A 20126-nucleotide genomic window follows, 5' to 3' on the forward strand; every position below is an offset into this window, starting at 1 on the left:
GAGCATGCGTTGCAACATAATAATTTTAAATTTAAGGAGCCTAACAACTATGTGGCCAGGAGTTATCGAACAAACAGCTAACGGACGTGAAAGTTATGATTTACCTTCACGTTTGTTAAAAGATCGTATTATTTTGGTTCAAGGAGAAGTCGAAGATAGTATGGCAACTTCAATTGTTGCACAATTATTATTTTTAGAAGCCCAAGATCCTACAAAAGAAATTTCAATGTACATTAATTCACCAGGAGGCTCTGTGACAGCTGGTCTTTCAGTTACAGACACGATGAACTTTATCAAAGCGCCAGTGACAACAATTGTTATGGGATTGGCCGCTTCAATGGGCACAATCATTGCCAGTTCTGGTGAAAAGGGCCATCGCTTTATGCTGCCCAATGCAGAATATTTAATTCACCAGCCTATGGGCGGTGCAGGCGGTGGTACGCAACAAACAGATATGGCCATTATTGCTAATCAATTGACCAAAACACGTGCGAAGTTGAACAAGATTTTAGCAGATGCCTCTGATAAAGATTTAGAAACAATTGCCCGTGATACAGAACGTGATAATTGGATGAACGCTGAAGAAACATTGGCTTATGGTTTTATTGATGGTATTTTGTCAAAAGCAGGTGAAAAGCCAGTAACAAAGTCATAAACTACGGTAAAAAATATTATTTTAATGTTTAATTAATTACAATTATTGAGCCCTGAATACGCTTGTCGTAATCAGGGCTTTTTTACTATAAAATATATCAGAAATGAAACCTTAATATTTTTATTTATTTACGTGCAAAGGTGCACAAAATGGGGTAAAATAAAAGAGCAGTATAAAATATGGAGGATATTATGAAAATTTTTGCTTACGGTATTCGTGATGACGAAAAGTCATCACTTGAAGATTGGAAGTCAGCCCATCCAAATGTTGAGGTTGGCTACACACAAGAATTATTAACACCTGAAACAGCGGCATTAGCTAAGGGCTCAGTTTCCGCTGTGGTTTATCAACAATTAGACTATACGCGTGATACACTGGAAGCTTTAGCTAAAGTTGGTGTGACCAACCTATCGTTGCGTAATGTTGGGACTGATAATATTGATTTTGAAGCAGCAAAAGATTTCAACTTTAATATTTCAAACGTCCCAGTATATTCACCAAATGCTATTGCGGAACACTCAATGATTCAATTATCACGCCTATTGCGTCGTACAAAAGCCCTTGATACAAAAATTGCTAAGCACGATTTACGTTGGGCACCAACAATTGGGCGTGAAATGCGTATGCAGACCGTTGGCGTTATTGGTACTGGGAATATTGGTCGTGTTGCCATTAAAATTTTGCAAGGTTTTGGCGCAAAAGTTGTTGCCTATGATAAGTTTCCAAATGCTGAAATTGCTGAACAAGGTTTATATGTTGATTCATTGGATGAATTGTATGCACAAGCTGACGCCGTTTCATTATACGTGCCAGGTGTACCTGAAAACCATCATATGATCGATGCAGCAGCTATTGCAAAGATGAAAGATGGCGTTGTGATTATGAACGCATCACGTGGTAACCTAATGGACATTGATGCTATTATTGCTGGCTTAAACTCTGGTAAAATTTCAGACTTTGGTATGGATGTTTATGAAGAAGAAGTTGGTTTGTTCAACGAGGACTGGTCAGGTAAAGTTTTCCCTGATGCTAAGATTGCCGATTTGATTTCGCGTGAAAATGTTTTGGTTACACCTCACACGGCTTTTTATACGACCAAAGCTGTACTTGAAATGGTTCATCAATCAATGGATGCTGCTGTTGCTTTCGCTAACGGTGAAACACCTACAATCGCTGTTAAATACTAATAAAAAAACGTTTTCAACCTTTATTATGGCTGATTAGTGTTAAACAATTAGATAACTGATATAGGCAGGATTAATAAGGAAAAATTATGAGTATTAAAGCAGATGGTCAAAAATGGGCCACAAAAGAGTCACAAGCTGTGCGCAATGAAGAATATGCGCGCAAAGCGTCAGAAAACATACCAGAAACGTTCAGTGGCACAACAGAGCTGAAATTAAAAGATTTTTTCTTTAAAGTATTATCGGGATCTGCTCAAGGCATACTCATTGGTGTTTTACCTTCTGCAGTCATGAAGTACATTATTCAGTACTCTGGTTTAGGAACCACAGCATTTGGTGCCAATTTAAGTGCAATTTTAACTTTATTTACATCATTGATTCCATTTTTGATAGGTATGGCAGTTGCATTACAATTTAAAATGAAAAGCTTAGATGTCGGTGTTGTGGCGATTGCGACTGCAGCTGCTTCTGGTTCCATTCGTTGGGCTCAAGCACCGGTTGGCTTTATGAATCCCGTGACAGGTATTCGTTCAGTGGCACCAGCAAACGTATATATTGCTAGCGGTGCTGGTGATGTCATTAATGCGATGATTGTCGCTGCTATTGCGGTTTTTGTCACTTGGTTAGTAGCACGTTATCTTAAGGGATTTGGTTCAGTAGCTATTATATTGAGCCCAATTGTTGTTGGTGGCGGTGTTGGGCTAATTGGGAAAGTTATTGCGCCTTATGTTGGTGATGTCACAACTTGGATAGGGAATCTAGTAGAGGCGTTTACTAACTTTGCGCCCATACCGATGGCTATTTTAATTGCGATGGCTTTTTCAATTATTATTATTACACCCGTCTCAACCGTTGGTATTGCTTTGGCGATTTCTTTATCTGGCATTGGTTCAGGCGCTGCAGCGATGGGTGTGGTTGCAACGACGATTGTATTACTAATTAATTCATGGCGTGTTAATAAGCCAGGGGTTACGGTAGCTATTGCACTGGGTGCTATGAAGGGTATGATGCCTTCTGTTTTTGCTAAGCCAGTAACGATGTTGCCATTCTTGTTGTCAGCAGCTATTTCTGGTATACCGGTTGCTTTGTTTAACATTCAAGGCACACCAACGACAGCTGGATTTGGTTATATTGGTTTGGTTTCACCCATTCAATCAATGGTAAAAGATCCAAACGTACCTGCATCTGTTATGAATCATTTTATTAACCCTATGATTGCAATTGTAGCTTGGCTTATTGTGCCAATTATTGCGGGATTTATTGCACAGTTTATCTTTAGTAAACTCTTGAAATTATATGTGCCAGCAGATTTTCAACAAGAGCTATAAATATATATGACTGGAAGACCAATAATTGGTCTTTTTTTAATGGCGGTAAAAATTTAAGAATATTACGATGTTTTTTGATGCAGATTTTTGGCTCTTTAATGCCTGATTTTTAATTTTTTTGCAGATAAATTAAGAGTGGGTCAAAATTTTGTGTGATTGTAGTGTATAATAAGATAGAATAAATAAATTGGATGATGGTCTTAATGCGCTTAGAGCACTTTACGCCAACCTACATGGTTGAACGAATATACGATTTAACAGTTGAAGATTTGAAACAGCATGGCATAAAAACTGTGTTAGCAGACTTGGATAATACGTTACTTGCGTGGAATAATCCAGAGGGAACACCTGAGCTAAGGCGATGGTTGACCGATTTGCGTGATGGTGACATTGAGGTGATTGTGGTGTCTAATAATACAACAGCACGCGTGGCGAAAGCTGTTGAACCATTAGGTGTTAAGTTTGTGTCATGGTCATTAAAGCCGTTACCACGAGGTATCTTACATGTGATACGAACGCATCATTTGAAGCGGGAAGAAACTATCATGGTTGGCGACCAAATGTTAACGGATATTTGGGCTGCACATGGTGCCGGGGTTAAGAGTGTGTTAGTACAACGACTAATAGAATCGGATATGTGGCAAACGTGGATAAATCGTAGTATTGAAAAGCAAGTGAAAAAAATTGTTTTTAAAGCACATCCACAGTTAAAATGGGAGAAAACACTTCGTGACAACTGAAGTAATTACGGACGAGTATGTCCAAGAACAATTAAATGAGGGTTTACGTTGCATCGGTTGCGGGGCAATTATGCAAGTATTAGACCCAACAAAAGCGGGCTATTTACCAATGAGCGCGCTAAAAAAATCAATTGACAGCGAAGAATTATTATGCAAACGCTGTTTTAGATTACGGCATTACAATGAAATCCAACCTGTTGAACTAACAGATGATGATTTTTCACGCTTATTACATCAAATTTCAGATGCACGGGCTTTGATAGTTTATGTCATAGATGTTTTTGATGTAACAGGTTCTGAAATAGCTGGGTTACCACGTTTTGTTGGGCAAGATAATCCCATTTTAGTAGTCGCTAATAAAGTTGATTTACTGCCAAAGTTACTCAATAAAAATCGCTTGAAAAATTGGCTGCAAGCTGAATTGAAAGTACAAGGAATTAAACCAGTTGATATCTTCTTAACATCAGCAACACACCCAAAAAATCTTGATGGGTTATTAGACACAATTGATGCCTATCGTGAAGGACGTGATGTTTATGTTGTCGGTGTGACTAACGTTGGTAAATCAACGTTGATTAACCAAATTATCAAGTCTGGAACAGGTGTTCAAGACTTGATTACAACCTCACGTTTTCCAGGGACAACGCTCGACCGTATTGAAATTCCCTTAGCAGATGGGAAAAAATTGATTGACACACCAGGCATAGTTAAACGTGATCAAATTACGCATGTGTTGGCTGATAAAGATTTAAAGTATGCACTACCAAAAAATGAGATTAAGCCGCGTACTTATCAATTGAATGCTGAGCAAACGATTTTTATTGGTGGACTAGCCCGTTTTGATTTTGAGTCAGGGGAACATACGCCTATAACGGCTTATTTTGAAAACAATTTGAATTTGCATCGTACTAAATTAGCTGGTGCCGATGATTTTTATAATAAACACGCAGGAGAATTATTGGTACCGTCTCCACGCGAAGCAGCAACAACAAATTTAGTCAAGCATGTGTTCAATGTTACTGAAAAGAGTGATATTGTTTTTGCAGGCTTGGGCTGGATTTCTATTCCTGCCGGTGTCAAAGTAGCCGGTTGGGCTCCACAGGGCGTTTCTGTCCTCATTCGAAAGGCAATGATTTAATGTTACAACTTACAGGAAAGCAAAAACGTTTTTTGCGTTCAAAAGCAAATACGCTATCACCCATTTTTTCAGTAGGAAAAAATGGTTTAACACAAGTATGGGTCAACGAACTTGTGTTAGCCATCTCAAAACGAGAGCTGGTTAAAATCAGTTTGCAACAAAGTGCTGATGAATCAGCTAAAGATGTTGCAGCGTTCATTCAGTCACATTCTGATATTACAGTTGCACAAACAATTGGCCGAACATTGGTGCTATTTTTGCCAGCTCAAGAAGATAAGTACAAGAGAATTTCAGTTGAATTAGCTAAAATTTAATTTAAGGCGGTCATAGCAATGAACGGTGTGTATACAAATTCAACGCAAACACAATCAGAAGCGCGCCCCAATCAAACAAAACATCGAATCGGTATTTTTGGGGGGACTTTTAATCCACCTCATATCGGGCAATTAGTATTGGCTGAAGCTGTGGGAAAACAACTTGGCTTGGAAAAGGTATTTTGGATGCCTAATGCACAACCAATTGATGGGACGCATGCTAGTGCCATTTCACCATCAAACCGAGTACAATTGGTTAAAACTGCTATTGTGGGAAATCCTTTTTTTGATGTGGAGTTGATTGAAGTGCGTAATGGTGGTAAGTCGTATACTTATCAAACAATGCGTGAGTTAGTTGAAATGCACCCAGAGAATGACTATTATTTCATTATTGGCGGCGAGAAGGTTGAAAAATTACCAACATGGGACCACATTGATGAATTTTCGCACTTAGTGACATTTGCAGTAGGTGTTCATGGTGATCAAAAAAAGCAATCGGATTACCCAATGTTATGGTACGATGTGCCTGATATTCGAATTACTTCTTCAGAAATCAGAACAAAGATACGAATGAAGCAAAGTATTAATTATCTTGTACCAGAACGTGAAGCTTTGTTTATGGCAGAATATAATTTGTATCGAGGATTATATGACTAAATATTTTAATGGCAATATTGCCGAACTAGAAACCAAAATTGCAGCTGGGTTGTCTGACTATCGTTTTCAACATATTTTACGTGTGCGAGATTATGCTGTGGCATTAGCAATTAAAAATGGTGTGGATACTGATAAAGCAGAAATTGCTGCCTTGGTTCACGACTATGCTAAAGAACGATCTGATGGTGAATTTTTAGCTGTAATCAAACGTAAAAATATGGACCCTGATTTAATTAACTGGGGGAATTATATTTGGCATGGTGTGGTTGGTGCTGAAATGATTCATGATGAACTGGGCATTACAGATTTTGATATTTTGAACGCAGTACGTGAACATACAACAGGTGGGGCTTCAGAAATGACAGTGTTATCACAAGTATTGTTTATGGCTGATTACCTTGAAGTGGGGCGATATTTTCCGGGGGTGAACACTGCTCGGAAAATCACGGATCAATCTTTAGCAGCAGGTGTTAGGTATCAAATTGTACATACTGTGCAACGACTTGTTCAAAAAGAAACAGCGATTTACCCCAAAAGTATCATAACGTACAATTATTGGCTATCTCAAGCATAATTAGAACAATTGAATTATAAGAAAGTATAGGAAAAAATTTTGACAATAGCATTGGATGTAAAAACAGTTTTAGAAACAGCTGTGACAGCAATTGATAGTAAAAAGGCTAATCATATTGTGGCACTAGATATGAAAAAAGTGAGTTTAATGGCTGATTATTTTGTCATCGCTGACGCTGCATCAAATCGACAAGTACAGGCGATAGTTACTGAGGTAAAAGATCAAGTACAGGCTGCCGGTGGTGAAGTGAAATTGATTGAAGGATTTCAAGCTGCTGACTGGGTGTTAATTGATCTAGGAGACGTGATTGTTCATATTTTTTCTACAGAACAACGTGGATTTTATAATTTAGAGCGCTTGTGGGATGATGCACCTTATGTTGATTTAACAGAGTTGCTTGTAGCAGAGTAATGAAAAGTAGAGATGGACAGCAGCCCATCTCTTTTTCTGTTAAAATAAAGATTATGACTAACGAAAACATACAAGACAATTATTCAACATTTGCTGAAAAATATGATACATTGTTTAATGATGACATGTATCAAGCGTGGGCTGGCTACGTTGTAGACAACACGCAAACAGGCCGCATACTAGATTTAGGTGGTGGCGCAGGAAGATTAGCTGTGTTATTATCACAAAAAAATTATAGCGTGGATGTCTTAGACATATCTTCTGAAATGTTATCTCTGGCACAGAGCCATGCAAACGATGCTGATGTTGATGTGAAATTATTACAAGCGGATATGCGAGAATGGTCTGACTGGCAATCGCGTTACCCAACAATAGTCAGCTTTGCGGACGCATTGAATTACTTACCCAATCTAGAGGACTTTAAGGCAGCTATTGGGCAGGTGCACGATCATCTTGAAACTGATGGCCAATTTTTATTTGATGTTATCACACCTTATCAAATTAATGTATTATATAATAATTATTATTATAACAATGATGATGATGAAGAAAATATTTTTATGTGGACAAGTTATCCAGGAGAGACGTCTAATAGTGTTGATCATGATTTGAAGTTCTTTGTTTATGATGAAAATATTGATGGTTTTAAAATTTTACGTGAAATTCATCATGAACAAACCTATGCTTTGACAGTTTATCAACGTGAATTAGAATTGGCGGGTTTTAAAGATATTACGGTGTCGGCTGATTTTGGACAGCATGATATTAATGAGACAACCGAGCGATGGTTTTTTAGGGCGGTGAAAGTATGAAAGCTGTTGGCATAGTAACGGAGTATAACCCGTTTCATAATGGACATATTTATCATATACAGCAAGCAAAAAAAGAAACAGGGGCTGACGTTGTCGTGGCGATTATGTCTGGTAACTTTGTGCAACGCGGAGAGCCAGCGCTTTTTGATAAGTGGACACGCGCGCAAGCAGCCTTAGAAAATGGTGTTGATTTGGTCATTGAGTTGCCAATATTTTATGCGGTACAACCGAGTCATTTATTTGCTGAAGGAGCCGTTAAACTATTAGCAGCTCTTGGTGTGCGAGACATGGTATTTGGTAGTGAACATGCGGATGTTGATTTTTTATCTCTAGCACAACAGGCACCTAGTGTTGCACAAGGGAAAGCTTTTCAAGATAAGAATCAAACTTTTGCAAGTGCTTATGCTAATCAGTTAGAAGCGGAAACGGGCTTTAAACTTGAAAATCCCAATGATATTTTAGCACTAGGATATGCTAAGGCTGTTGTAGATTTAGCAGCAAATATTAAATTACATGCTATTCAGCGCGTCACTGCTGGATATCATGACAGTACGTTTTCAGATGAGCAAACGATTGCCTCGGCCTCATCTATTCGATTAGCGTTACATAAAAATAAATTAGATAAGGTGCAAAATGTTGTGCCAGCTGTGACCTTACAAAATGTGCAATCAATGAATAATACCATTGATTTTGAGCAGAAATTTTGGCCATTATTAAAGTATCGTTTAATGACAGATACAGTAGGACAATTAAGCCAGGTTTATCAAATGGCTGAGGGATTGGAACATCGTTTAGCATCTGTAGCATTAGGTGAACCGAGTCCACAAAACTATCAAAATTTTATCAAATCAGTCAAGTCAAAACGTTATACGTTTGCACGTGTGCAACGTACGCTATTGTATACATTGTTAAATGTTAAAGTAGATCAGATGCAAGCTGCTATGCAGGCGCCTTATCTACGTGTTTTGGGCTTTACGGATGTAGGACAACAATATTTAAATACAATCAAAAAAGAAGTCACACTACCACTGATTAGCAAAGTAGATCGCAATGTGACTAAAAATAACTTACGTTTAGATTTTAAGGCTGGAAAACTCTGGCAAATGCTAGCAAATGATGCAGGGCAACAACAAGATGTGACACGCAAACCAATTTATGTTGCAGGTAAACAATAGATTACTGACATTTAGGAGAAAAAATGAAATATAATAAAAATCAACTTCAAAAGTATCGCCAAGATGCCTTAAATTTTGATGAGAAACTTGTTTTAGAAGACACTGCAAAAAAACGTTTTCCAAAAACTGTGATCGCATTATCTGCATTGCAGGTAAAAGGCAGTATTCGTTATCTCGATAACGAGGATATAATTCTCCATGCTGAAATTACGGGGAACATAACGTTGCCGTCTTCGCGATCGTTATCACCTGTTACACGTGATATTCATTTGGTAATTGATGAACGTTATATTGAAGATGAGCAACGATTAAAAGAGTTTGAGGAAACAGAGCCGGTTTTCATATTAGAGGATGACACACTAGATGTTGATACGGCAATACTTGACAATATTGTTGCAGAATTACCCTTACAAATTTTAACAATTGAAGAAATAGCAGATGATACATTACCTTCTGGAAAAGATTGGCATGTTATCAGTGAATCAGCCTTTGAAAATGAGAAAAAAGGCGATAATAGCTCAAATTTTGACTCGAGATTTTCTAAATTAGATGATTTCTTCAAAGAATGAGAAAACACTTGCAAAAGTTCGAAAATTACTCTAAACTATAAAGAAGTAATAAGAAATGTATTCGGTAGCTACCGAGCTAAATGTTGAGGATAAATAATGAGTAAAGTATTGATTGTTGAAGATGAAGAAAACCTTGCAAAGTTTGTAGGTCTTGAATTAAAGCATGAAGGGTATGAAGTAGAGACCGTTTTAGACGGACGGTCAGGCCTAGATGCAGCGATAGAGAATAACTATGATGTTATTCTACTTGACTTGATGTTGCCAGAATTGAATGGTTTAGAGGTTGCGCGTCGTTTGCGCGAATCTAAGAAAACACCAATTATCATGATGACTGCACGCGATTCAGTCATTGACCGTGTTTCAGGATTGGATTACGGAGCAGATGATTATTTGGTTAAGCCTTTTGCGATTGAAGAACTGTTAGCACGCATACGTTCATTACTCCGTCGTATTGCAATTGAAACGGAGTCTAACGATAAACATCGTTCAATTATTAATTTTAAAGACCTGCGCATTGAAAAAGAAAATCGTATTGCCCGTCGTGATGATCAAATCATTAATTTAACAAAGCGTGAATATGATTTGTTGCTGACGTTGGTAGAAAATATCAACGTTGTTCAGTCACGTGAGCAATTGTTAAAAGAGGTTTGGGGTTTTGATTCCGAAGTCGAAACGAACGTTGTTGATGTGTATATTAGATACTTACGTAATAAAATTGATGATCCGGAAAGCAAGGCATCTTATATCCAGACAGTTCGTGGTACTGGGTATGTTATGCGTAGCTAATGAGATATTATGACTGAAGAAATAAACACAACTAAAAAAACCTCGCGTCGTTTCTCATTGAGCTGGCAACTTTCATTGGGGATGGCGTCTGGTTTTTTTGTTATATTTGCCATCTTTGCTATTATTGTCGCGCAATTGGTTAAAAATTATTATGGTAATCTTCCGGATGGTTTATATCAATACTTGTGGCTAATTGTTGTTTTGGGCGGTATTGCTGTATTTGTATTTACTTTTATTGTGACACGTTACATTTTGCGGCCGGTGAAGTCAATTGAAACAACTATTGAAGCTTTTGAAGATGATCCGCTGACGGCAATTCGTGCGGAAAAAACACGCTCAAATGATGAGTTTTCTGATTTGATTAATGTCTTAAATCGCATGATTGATCGCCTGCAAAGCCTCATTGCTGCCCAACAACAGTTCGTGTCAGATGTTTCTCATGAATTACGTACACCTGTAACGATAGTTAAGGGACACATGGATTTGCTTAATCGCTGGGGTAAGGACGAGCCAGAAGTTTTGGATGATTCGATTAAGACATCATTAGCTGAAATGCAACGTATGGAAAATTTAATTAATGAAATGCTTAATTTAACCCGTGCAGAGCAAATTCCAATTGAAAATGTTAAAGATATTACAGATGTTGGTGGTTTAGTTCACCGTGTATTTGATAATTTTAAAATGATTCATCCAGATTTTATTTTTACGTTTGATGATGATTTGATGCAAGAGGCAAATGTTAAAGTTCGTCAAGATCATATGGAACAAATATTAATCATTCTGGCTGATAATGCAGTGAAGTATTCGGCGGATCGTAAAGAAATTCATTTTGCACTGTCACAGACGACTAACCGGGTAGAAATTGGTATTCAAGATTTTGGGGAGGGTTTGTCAAGTGAAGAAGCTGTACGCGTGTTTGATCGCTTTTATCGCGTTGATAAGGCACGTTCGCGTGCTAAAGGTGGTAACGGACTCGGATTGAGCATTGCTCAGCGTCTTGTTGAGGCCTATGGTGGTGAAATTACGATAGAAAGTGCGTTAGGATCAGGATCAGCCTTTACAATACGCTTACCCTTATATAGAGAGAAAATAAATGATACAAAGTTATCGCATTGACGTATATGGTATTGTCCAAGGTGTGGGTTTTCGTTGGTTTACACAACGTGTGGCCAATAAACAGCATCTTGTCGGCTGGGTTAGTAATAACTCTGACGGCTCTGTTGAAATGAGAGTACAAGGTCAGGAAGCTGATATCAATGCTTTTATTAGAATTATTAAACAGGGACCGGGCTTATACAGTCGCGTTGATAAAGTATTAAAACAACCAGTTGTGCCGTTTGAATCGAATAATTTTGCTATTAAGTAAGAAATCTTGGTATAATGGACTTCTGTAATAACCAGGAGAAAAATAAACTCATGAAACAATTAAAGCGTGTTCTAACAGCAGCTTTTGTCATATTAGATATCATATTAATTACAGGTGGCTATGACGAACATAGTAAGATGTATCGTTGGATTGGTCATCCGTTAGCAACCGGCATGACTGATATTGCACATATTATTGGTGGAGTTAACGGCATTGGTTGGGCAATTATTATTATCACGGCTATTTTGCGTTTAATATTGTTACCTTTCTTTTTAAATCAACAGGTTAATACCACAATTAATCAAATTAAAATGCAAACATTGAAACCTGAGATTGATAAATTGCAGGCTTTAACACGTAAAGCAGGAACAACGCAAGAGCAGCAACAAGCTAGTATGGCAATGATGTCATTGTATCGTGAAAATGAAGTCAGTGTTATTGGCGGTATCTCATTTTTAACCATGGCTATGCAGTTACCAATTTTTTCAGGTCTTTACTCAGCAATTTTACATGCACCAGCGCTTAAAGGTGCGGCGTTCTTAGGATTTAACTTAGGTAGCCCACAAATTGTTTTTGCTATTGCAGCAGGAATTATTTATCTCATTCAAGCATGGTTAGCAATGCAACATATGCCCGAAGAACAGAAGAAAACATCTGCAATGATGATGTTCATTAGCCCAGTAATGATTTTTGTTTTTGCCATGATTGCCAGTGGTGCAATCGGCTTGTATTTTGTTGTTGGTGGTTTGTTCGCACTTATTCAAACGTTAATACAGCATTATCAACGTCCAGGTCTTGAAAAACGTGTTGCACGTGAATTCAAAATCAAAAAAACGGCTGATGATTTGATGAAAGAAAGTGTGAAAGCTAAGGCCACAACTGATGATAATGATCAGAAAATACAGCAATTGGATGAAAATCAAAATAAAAAACAACGTAATGCTGGAAAGCAACAGCGTTAATGTTTAAGTACGTCAAATAGTTTGACGTACTTTTGTCAGTTCTAATAACAGAACAGAAAGAATAAAAACAATGGATCGTATTTTATCAAATCAAAATAACCGCGTCAAAGCTTGGGCCAAATTGGCAACCAAAAAAGGCCGTCAAGAAAATCGTACGTACTTGTTAGATGGTTGGCATTTAGTTGAAGAAGCAGTTAAAGCTAACGCTAAGTTCCACGCTGTCATGGCAACAGAAGAGCAAATGCAAGCGCATCTTCCTGATGTGCCACACGGCGTACCAGCTTTTGAAATTAGTGAAGAAGTAGCTAAGCATATTGCCGGTACGAATACACCACAAGGAATCTTTGCAGAAATCTCGTTACCAGACAAAACATTTGACCCTAGCTATGTACATGATGGTGCTTGGTTGTTACTGGATAAAATTCAAGATCCAGGGAATGTTGGTACATTAGTACGTACAGCTGATGCTGCAGGTTTCAAGGGTGTTGTATTTGGTGAAGGAACGGCTGACGCTTATTCACCAAAAGTTGTGCGTGCCATGCAGGGATCACAATTTCATTTAGAAGTACTAAACGGCGATTTGAATGTGTGGGCCGAGGCCTTAACGGCTAATAATTTACCAGTTTACGGATCACAATTGAATGAGGCAGCGCGTTCGTATCGTGAAATCGACTCAGCCACACAATTTGCGCTAATTGTTGGGAATGAGGGACAAGGCATGTCAGATGAATTAGCAGCTAAAACAACAGCTAATTTATATATTCCAATCCAAGGACAAGCTGAAAGTTTGAATGTGGCAATTGCGGGCGGTATCCTAATGTTCAGTTTAGCAGCTGGAAATTAATATAATGATAGGACATTGTTAGTTAGTATGTGTAACTAGTGTCATTAGAAATTAGTTTTTTGTGCAAAAGAGACATTTTTTTGCTATAATAATAATTAATATTTAAAGTAGAGGATATGACTGTGGAACAAACACTTATAGTTGCTTTGATTGTCGTGGGTTTTTTGCTCATCGTGACAGTTATGATGCAACCAAGTAAACAACAAGATGCATTATCAGCACTGTCAGGCGGTGCTGGTGATTTGTTCGCGGAACGCAAATCACGTGGATTTGAAGCTGTGATGCGTCGTTCAACCGCTATTTTGGGTGGTTTATGGTTTGTTATTGGTTTTGCGTTGATGTATTTATCAGCACATTAAAAAATATAATGGTCAGTTTGCTCTTTTTGTAGACTGACTTTTTATTTTGAAAAAATTTAGAAAGAATAAATAAATGGAAATTGAACAATTAAAATCTCAAATTAATGGTTTTTTGAAAGCCAACCAAGCGCAGCATTTCACTGCGCAAAATATGGCTGATGGGTTGCGAATGCACTCAGCAACCGAATATAAGCAAGTTACCAATGCAATGAACGCCCTAGTTCGTGATGGTGATGCAATTGATGAGGACGGGCGATATGTCTATAATGTCAACGCTGGTCTCGTGATAGGTGATTATCGCGCTAATGACAAAGGTTTTGGCTTCGTAAAATATGATGCTGACTTACCTGATTTCTTCATTAATCCAGAAAACACGCTGCAAGCCATGCAGGGTGACAAAGTGTATGTTTCAACAATCAAGCCATCACCGTCACCTGATCGTGGCCCTGAAGGTAAAGTTGAAGAAATTACGACACACGCCTATGAGCGTATTGTTGGGACATTTTCACTTGGCTCTGAAGCCACAGGCATGATAGGTGAACTTAGAATTAGCGATAAGAAAGCCATGAATTTCAAGGTATTGGTTAATGCGAATGGCTTGACGCCAAATGATGGTCAAGTTGTTGTTGCTGAGGTCACACGATTCCCTGATAAAATTCACCCGCGTGAACTTGTCGCACATGTGACCGAAACACTCGGTTATAAAGACGAGCCAGGAATGGATATTTTACAAATTGTCTATGCTAAAAAAGTACCAAGTGAGTTTCCGCAAGACGTATTGGATGATGCAGCCAAAATTCCTGTAGATGTGCCGGAAAATGAGTGGGCGGGACGTGAAGATATTACTGAACAAACACTTGTAACGATCGATGGTGCCGATACAAAAGATATTGACGATGCGGTGGTTGCTTGGAAATTAGATAATGGTAACTATCATTTAGGGGTTCATATTGCAGATGTATCACATTATGTGACTGAGGGCTCTACTATAGATGCTGAAGCTTATGCACGTGGCACTTCAGTGTATCTAACGGATAGAGTGATTCCAATGTTACCACGTAATATTTCTAATGGCATTGCATCGCTGAATCCAAATGTTGTGCGATTGGCAATGTCTGCTGAGATGGAAATCAACCCTCAAGGTCGTATTGTCAATCATCGTTTGCATACCTCAGTTATAAAATCTCATGCACGAATGACATATGATGCCGTTAATAAAATTTTGGCAGGTGATGTATTTGTACAAGAAGAATATGCACAGTTAACGCCAATGTTTAAAGTGATGGGCGAACTGCATGAGATTTTATACAAAATGCGTAAAGAGCGAGGCGCGATTGAATTTGACGCACCCGAAGCACAAATTATTGTAGACGATGAAGGCAAAGCGATTGATATTAAGTTGCGTGAACGTGGCACGGCAGAGCGCATGATTGAGTCCTTTATGTTAGCAGCCAATGAAACGGTTGCTGAACATTTCGATAAACTCGAAGTACCGTTTTTGTACCGTATCCATGAAACACCAGATGAAGAACGTGCCAAGTCTTTCTTTGAATTTTCAAAAGCACTAGGGCATCCCGTATATGGTGACCCAAGTAAGGTGACACCAAGTATGTTGCAAAAATTGATGGCTGAGGTTGCTGGTGACCCTGCTGAACAAATGATTTCGACGATGATGCTTCGTGCTATGAAACAGGCTAAATATTCCTCAGAGCCTGTTGGACACTTTGGTCTAGGCGCACAGTATTATACACATTTCACGTCACCAATTCGTCGTTATCCGGATTTAACAGTTCATCGTTTGATTAAGTGGTACGAAAAACATGGTTATGGTGTTGATTCACAGGCCAAATATGCTGATAAATTACTGAAAATTGGTGAAGACACCAGTACAAAAGAACGCCGTGCAGTTGATACGGAAAGAGATGTTGATGCTTTGAAGAAAGCTGAATACATGTTAGATAAAGTTGGTTTGGAATTTAATGGTGTCGTTAACTCTGCCTTGAAATTTGGACTATTTATTAGTTTAGAAAACACTGTTGAAGGGTTAGTTCATATTTCTAACTTAACTGATGATCATTATGAATATGATGAGTCACATGCTGCTTTGATTGGCCGTTCAAAACATCATATTTTCCAAATTGGACAAAAGGTGCGTGTTAAGGTCTTACGTGTTAACAAGGAAGAACGAACTGTTGATTTCATTTTAATTGATACAGAAAGTGCACCTACGACAGAAATTCGTGTGGCTTCAAAATCAAATGGTAAATTTGGTGTTGGGCGCAACCGAGATGAACGACGTAAAAATGAGCGCCGTGGCAAGTCAGAAGGGCCGAAACTAAAGCGAGGTCCCTTAGACGCTAAACAAGGTCAAAAACGTGATTCAAAACGTAATTTTTAATACAGCGTGTTAGTTGACATAAAGCGTAGCGTGTATGGCCTAACGTGATAGACTAAATTAAATCATGGGGGTTAAAAATTGTGGCCAAAAAAAAGCAAAATACGGGTAGTTATTTAGCGCAAAATCGAAAAGCGCGATTTAATTATGCGATTGAAGAAACATTTGAGGCAGGCATGTCACTCACTGGAACAGAAATAAAGTCGGTACGTGCTGGGCAAATAACGATTGGTGATGGTTTTATTACAATTCATAATGGGAATGCAGTATTAACCAATGTTAATATAGCAGCTTACACGCAAGGCAATCAGTTCAATGTTGAGCCATTACGGCCACGACAGTTGTTATTGCATAAACGTGAAATTGCAACATTGAATAAGGCTGCTACTGAACCAGGTGTAACCATTGTCCCACTAAAAGTTTATTTAAAACATGGTTTTGCTAAAGTATTAATTGGTGTAGGACGCGGGAAAAAGAAATACGATAAGCGAGAAGATATTAAAAAGCGCGACCAAGAGCGTGAATTAAGAAGACGTTTGAAACATTGAGAGCCAAACGGCTTTTTTTGTTTGACCTTAACTCATTTTATAGATATACTTAATATATGTGAAATATTAAAGTTTCACAAGCTGAAAGGAAAGAAGCTCATGGTAGTGACAATCATTTCGGCGCTCTTCGCAATTGCAATTGGTATCGGTGTTGGTTATTATTTACATTTGTCGCATGACAAAAAACAAATCGCCTCAACGAAACAAATTGTAGCTAACATTCTTGAACAAGCAAACAAAGAAGCTAAAAGTTTAACACGTGCAGCAAAAACTGATGCAAAAGAATTTGCCCAAGATTACCGTAATCAAGTGGACATTGATTTTAAAGATCGTCAGAAACAGTTGCAGCAACAAGAACAAAGGCTTGAAGACCGTGTCTTGAACCTCGATAAAAAAGATGCGGCCTTGAATCAACGTGATGCACAGTTGATTCAAAAAGAAAACCAAGTACAACTTCGGTTGGATGATACGAATCAAAAACAACGATTAGCAGATGATTTGGTCACGGATCAGAAGGATAAGTTGGAAGAAATTGCCCAACTAACCCCTAATGATGCAAAGGAACAAATTTTAAGTAAAACGAAACAAAGTTTGGTACGCCAACGTGCTGCGTTGGTTAAGGAAGCAGAAGAAGACGCAACCAGTGAAGCTGAGAAACGGGCACGAAACATTATTGTGCAAGCAATTCAACGTTCAGCAGCAGATGCTGTGGCAGATATTACGGTATCTGTTGTTCACTTACCAAGTGAAGACATGAAGGGCCGTATAATTGGTCGTGAAGGTCGAAACATTCGGACATTAGAATCATTGACAGGTATTGATTTGATTATTGATGACACACCTGAATCAGTCGTTTTGAGTGGATTTGATCCTATTCGACGTGAAATTGCTAAAATGGCATTAGATGCGTTAGTAGCAGATGGCCGAATTAATCCTTCTCGTATTGAGGAGATGGTTGAAAAAGCACGTCGACAAATTGATGAAACCATACGTGAAAAAGGTGAAGCAGCGGTCTTTGAATTGGGACTGCGTGGTCTTCACCCAGATTTGATTAAAATGATTGGCCGAATGAATTATAGAACGTCATATGGTCAAAATGTGCTGCAACATTCAATCGAGGTCGCAAAACTTGCGGGAATGATGGCAGCAGAGCTTAAAATGGATGTCGCGCTTGCGAAGCGCGCTGGATTAATACACGATATTGGTAAAGCGGTTGACGCTGAAGTAGAAGGTTCTCACGTAGAACTAGGTGTTCGCTTAGCCGAGAAGTTTAATGAAAAACCGGTAGTTATCAACGCTATTGCTTCACATCATGGAGATGTTGAAGCAACCTCACCAATTTCAGAATTGGTGACCGCTGCCGATGCAATTAGTGCCGCAAGGCCAGGTGCACGTAGCGAATCACTTGAAAATTATGTGCAACGTTTGAAAGATTTGGAAGCTATTGCAAATCGTTATGACGGCGTTGAAGCATCTTTTGCTATTCAAGCAGGTCGTGAAGTACGCGTAATTGTTGAACCAACAAAGTTAACAGATTTACAAGCAACAGTTTTGGCACATGATATTAAAACGGATATAGAGGAAAAACTTGAATATCCAGGTCATGTAAAAATTACAGTTGTGCGTGAAACGCGCGCAACTGATTATGCACATTGATTAAAAAGTTACTCTTTGAGTAACTTTTTTGTTATAATTAAGGTATATATAAAATATTTTTTTATAAAGCATTAACAATCATTGTTTAGGTATTAGGAGGAGTTTATGGAAATTGGCCAATTAGCACTCATAATTTTTGCGGTTGCCTTTCTATTTTTGGTGTTATTCATTGGTTTTTTCTTACTAAAGTTAACACGATCTTTAGATATTATTACATTAGATGTAGATAGTATTGCACGATCAAGTAATGAGATTCTTGGTAATGCAAATACGTTACTAAATGATGTCAATGGAAAAGTCAAGACTTTGGATCCAACCGTACAGGCAGTAGCAGACATGTCTGTGACTGTGTCACAATTAAATGCAACTATTCAAAACGTTACAAATAAGTTTTCAACCGCTAAAGCGGCAACAAGATTTGGTGCTAGTGGTGTTGCTGCGGCCGTGGCCAAACAAGCGACCAAAGCCGCTATGAACAAGTATAAGACTAAAAAATCAGTTAAAAAGGAGAATAAATAAATGTCAAAAGTAAAAGGAATTTTCCTAGGAATTTTAGCAGGGACGGCTGCTATTGTTGCTTTTAAATCTTTGCCAAAAGATAAACAAAATGAATTGAAGTCAAAGGCAACCCAAACGGGTGACATGCTTCGTGATAAAGCATATGATGCTGCGTACGCAACAGCTGATTTAGCAGGAAATGTTACTGATAAGGCAAAAGAAAAAGCTTCCGAATTAAAATCAAAAGGTCAAAATAAATATGGCGATCAGATTGATATGGCTACTGATCATGTTAAAAATTTAGCTGATCAAGCTGCACCTTATGTTGATAAGGCAAAAGATTTAGCGACAACCTATGTTGATAAAGCACATGATTCGTTAGATGATTTACGTGAAAAGTTTAGTAATGAAGATATTGAATTAACGCAAGACGATTTGACTTTAGAAGAAGCTTTGCAGGATTTGTCTGAAGAAACAAAAGAAGAAGCGCAAGATTTTACTGAAACTATCGATGATGTGAAAGATCAATCAACAAAGAAAGTTAACCAAGTTACGGAAGACGTAGCGGATCAAGTAAACGATACAAAAAAAGTCTTGTAAAATCAAAGATTCAATAAAGTTAGAAATAATCTGGCTAAGTTGGATTTTTTTTGTTGTAAAGCACAACACTCATGTTTTAAAAAATAAATGATATGATTTTCAATGAAGCGGTGGCAACGAGACTTTTTTATAGGTACAATAGTATGTAGACTAAATTTCAAACTAAAGGAATACGTTCCACAGTGAACGCAAGGCAAACATGGCAAAAGAAAAATTTGACGCAACAGCATTTTTATCATCACTGTTTCATTACGCACACGATTTCAATTTCAATCATATTATGTTTGAAGCAAGTCGCTATAGAGTGTCTGTGAATTTGGTGCGCAAATCAGCAACTTATGGTAATGCAGAAATGTTTTATGTATCCGCTGATACTAAAGAATTTGCCCCTGTGATGTCATCAGTGAACGGAGCAATTGAAATTGCTGAGTTAGAAGGTAGACAACAGGCAACTGTCAAAACAGCCAACTTAGAACGTAGTGAACAAGTGTTTCAATTTCGATTACACGAATTTGGTAATGGTAAGTATAGTTTAGATTTAAGTATTTAGAAAGG

The 20126-nt window shown here is 38.1% G+C and carries 24 protein-coding genes; all 24 read left to right on the plus strand.

Annotated elements, in window-relative coordinates; genetic code table 11:
* Window positions 1–49 precede the first annotated feature (49 nt).
* The 24 genes from AB3K24_RS02645 (at window position 50) to AB3K24_RS02760 (ending at window position 20121) form a co-directional block, all read left to right on the plus strand.
* The gene (locus tag AB3K24_RS02645) at window positions 50–655 is read left to right on the plus strand and encodes an ATP-dependent Clp protease proteolytic subunit (protein ID WP_367973670.1); all 606 of its coding nucleotides are present in this window, start codon (window positions 50–52) and stop codon (window positions 653–655) included.
* A 191-nt stretch (window positions 656–846) separates the two neighbouring features.
* Window positions 847–1842 (plus strand): D-2-hydroxyacid dehydrogenase, encoded by a 996-nt coding sequence (locus tag AB3K24_RS02650; protein ID WP_367973671.1) that lies wholly within the window; start codon window positions 847–849, stop codon window positions 1840–1842.
* Between the two features lie 86 nt (window positions 1843–1928).
* On the plus strand, window positions 1929–3167 hold the full coding sequence (locus tag AB3K24_RS02655; protein ID WP_367973672.1) for a PTS transporter subunit IIC: 1239 nt from the start codon (window positions 1929–1931) through the stop codon (window positions 3165–3167).
* A gap of 203 nt (window positions 3168–3370) precedes the next feature.
* Complete coding sequence (locus AB3K24_RS02660; protein WP_367973673.1) at window positions 3371–3907, plus strand: YqeG family HAD IIIA-type phosphatase; 537 nt, start codon at window positions 3371–3373, stop codon at window positions 3905–3907.
* On the plus strand, window positions 3897–5045 hold the full coding sequence (gene yqeH, locus AB3K24_RS02665; protein WP_367973674.1) for a ribosome biogenesis GTPase YqeH: 1149 nt from the start codon (window positions 3897–3899) through the stop codon (window positions 5043–5045). Before AB3K24_RS02660 ends, yqeH begins: the two co-directional genes overlap by 11 nt.
* Window positions 5045–5359, plus strand: coding sequence for a ribosome assembly RNA-binding protein YhbY (gene yhbY, locus AB3K24_RS02670; RefSeq protein WP_367973675.1), 315 nt, complete (start codon window positions 5045–5047; stop codon window positions 5357–5359). Before yqeH ends, yhbY begins: the two co-directional genes overlap by 1 nt.
* 18 nt (window positions 5360–5377) lie before the next feature.
* Window positions 5378–6016, plus strand: a complete 639-nt coding sequence (locus tag AB3K24_RS02675) for a nicotinate-nucleotide adenylyltransferase (protein ID WP_367973676.1) — start codon at window positions 5378–5380, stop codon at window positions 6014–6016.
* Window positions 6009–6590, plus strand: a complete 582-nt coding sequence (gene yqeK, locus AB3K24_RS02680) for a bis(5'-nucleosyl)-tetraphosphatase (symmetrical) YqeK (RefSeq protein WP_367973677.1) — start codon at window positions 6009–6011, stop codon at window positions 6588–6590. The genes AB3K24_RS02675 and yqeK overlap by 8 nt, the downstream gene beginning before the upstream one ends.
* A gap of 39 nt (window positions 6591–6629) precedes the next feature.
* On the plus strand, window positions 6630–7001 hold the full coding sequence (gene rsfS, locus AB3K24_RS02685; protein WP_367973678.1) for a ribosome silencing factor: 372 nt from the start codon (window positions 6630–6632) through the stop codon (window positions 6999–7001).
* Window positions 7002–7054: 53 nt separating this feature from the next.
* Window positions 7055–7813: a class I SAM-dependent DNA methyltransferase gene (locus tag AB3K24_RS02690; RefSeq protein ID WP_367975546.1), complete on the plus strand. Its 759-nt coding sequence runs from the start codon at window positions 7055–7057 to the stop codon at window positions 7811–7813.
* Window positions 7810–8988 carry a nucleotidyltransferase gene (locus AB3K24_RS02695; protein WP_367973679.1) on the plus strand — a complete coding sequence of 393 codons (1179 nt, stop codon included), beginning with the start codon at window positions 7810–7812 and terminating at the stop codon, window positions 8986–8988. The genes AB3K24_RS02690 and AB3K24_RS02695 overlap by 4 nt, the downstream gene beginning before the upstream one ends.
* Window positions 8989–9011: 23 nt before the next feature.
* Window positions 9012–9557 (plus strand): DUF177 domain-containing protein, encoded by a 546-nt coding sequence (locus AB3K24_RS02700; RefSeq protein WP_367973680.1) that lies wholly within the window; start codon window positions 9012–9014, stop codon window positions 9555–9557.
* 96 nt (window positions 9558–9653) lie between these two features.
* On the plus strand, window positions 9654–10343 hold the full coding sequence (locus AB3K24_RS02705; protein ID WP_367973681.1) for a response regulator transcription factor: 690 nt from the start codon (window positions 9654–9656) through the stop codon (window positions 10341–10343).
* Window positions 10344–10352: 9 nt separating this feature from the next.
* Complete coding sequence (locus tag AB3K24_RS02710) at window positions 10353–11459, plus strand: sensor histidine kinase (RefSeq protein ID WP_367973682.1); 1107 nt, start codon at window positions 10353–10355, stop codon at window positions 11457–11459.
* On the plus strand, window positions 11440–11709 hold the full coding sequence (locus AB3K24_RS02715) for an acylphosphatase (RefSeq protein ID WP_367975548.1): 270 nt from the start codon (window positions 11440–11442) through the stop codon (window positions 11707–11709). The genes AB3K24_RS02710 and AB3K24_RS02715 overlap by 20 nt, the downstream gene beginning before the upstream one ends.
* Window positions 11710–11759: 50 nt before the next feature.
* On the plus strand, window positions 11760–12671 hold the full coding sequence (gene yidC / locus AB3K24_RS02720) for a membrane protein insertase YidC (RefSeq protein ID WP_367973683.1): 912 nt from the start codon (window positions 11760–11762) through the stop codon (window positions 12669–12671).
* A gap of 70 nt (window positions 12672–12741) precedes the next feature.
* Window positions 12742–13515, plus strand: coding sequence for a TrmH family RNA methyltransferase (locus tag AB3K24_RS02725; RefSeq protein ID WP_367973684.1), 774 nt, complete (start codon window positions 12742–12744; stop codon window positions 13513–13515).
* Window positions 13516–13631: 116 nt separating this feature from the next.
* A complete protein-coding gene (gene secG, locus AB3K24_RS02730) occupies window positions 13632–13874 on the plus strand; it encodes a preprotein translocase subunit SecG (RefSeq protein ID WP_409201751.1) in 243 nt (80 codons plus the stop codon).
* Between the two features lie 73 nt (window positions 13875–13947).
* Window positions 13948–16272: a ribonuclease R gene (gene rnr / locus AB3K24_RS02735; protein WP_367973686.1), complete on the plus strand. Its 2325-nt coding sequence runs from the start codon at window positions 13948–13950 to the stop codon at window positions 16270–16272.
* 80 nt (window positions 16273–16352) lie between these two features.
* Window positions 16353–16817, plus strand: a complete 465-nt coding sequence (gene smpB / locus AB3K24_RS02740; RefSeq protein WP_367973687.1) for an SsrA-binding protein SmpB — start codon at window positions 16353–16355, stop codon at window positions 16815–16817.
* A 99-nt stretch (window positions 16818–16916) separates the two neighbouring features.
* Window positions 16917–18473, plus strand: coding sequence for a ribonuclease Y (gene rny, locus AB3K24_RS02745; protein WP_367973688.1), 1557 nt, complete (start codon window positions 16917–16919; stop codon window positions 18471–18473).
* A gap of 105 nt (window positions 18474–18578) precedes the next feature.
* Window positions 18579–18992, plus strand: a complete 414-nt coding sequence (locus AB3K24_RS02750) for a DUF948 domain-containing protein (protein WP_367973689.1) — start codon at window positions 18579–18581, stop codon at window positions 18990–18992.
* Window positions 18993–19571, plus strand: a complete 579-nt coding sequence (locus AB3K24_RS02755) for a hypothetical protein (RefSeq protein ID WP_367973690.1) — start codon at window positions 18993–18995, stop codon at window positions 19569–19571.
* A gap of 199 nt (window positions 19572–19770) precedes the next feature.
* Window positions 19771–20121 carry a hypothetical protein gene (locus AB3K24_RS02760; protein WP_367973691.1) on the plus strand — a complete coding sequence of 117 codons (351 nt, stop codon included), beginning with the start codon at window positions 19771–19773 and terminating at the stop codon, window positions 20119–20121.
* The last annotated feature ends 5 nt before the right edge of the window (window positions 20122–20126 follow it).

Origin of the sequence: Leuconostoc aquikimchii, from assembly GCF_040838325.1 — a bacterium.
Classification (GTDB): domain Bacteria; phylum Bacillota; class Bacilli; order Lactobacillales; family Lactobacillaceae; genus Leuconostoc; species Leuconostoc aquikimchii.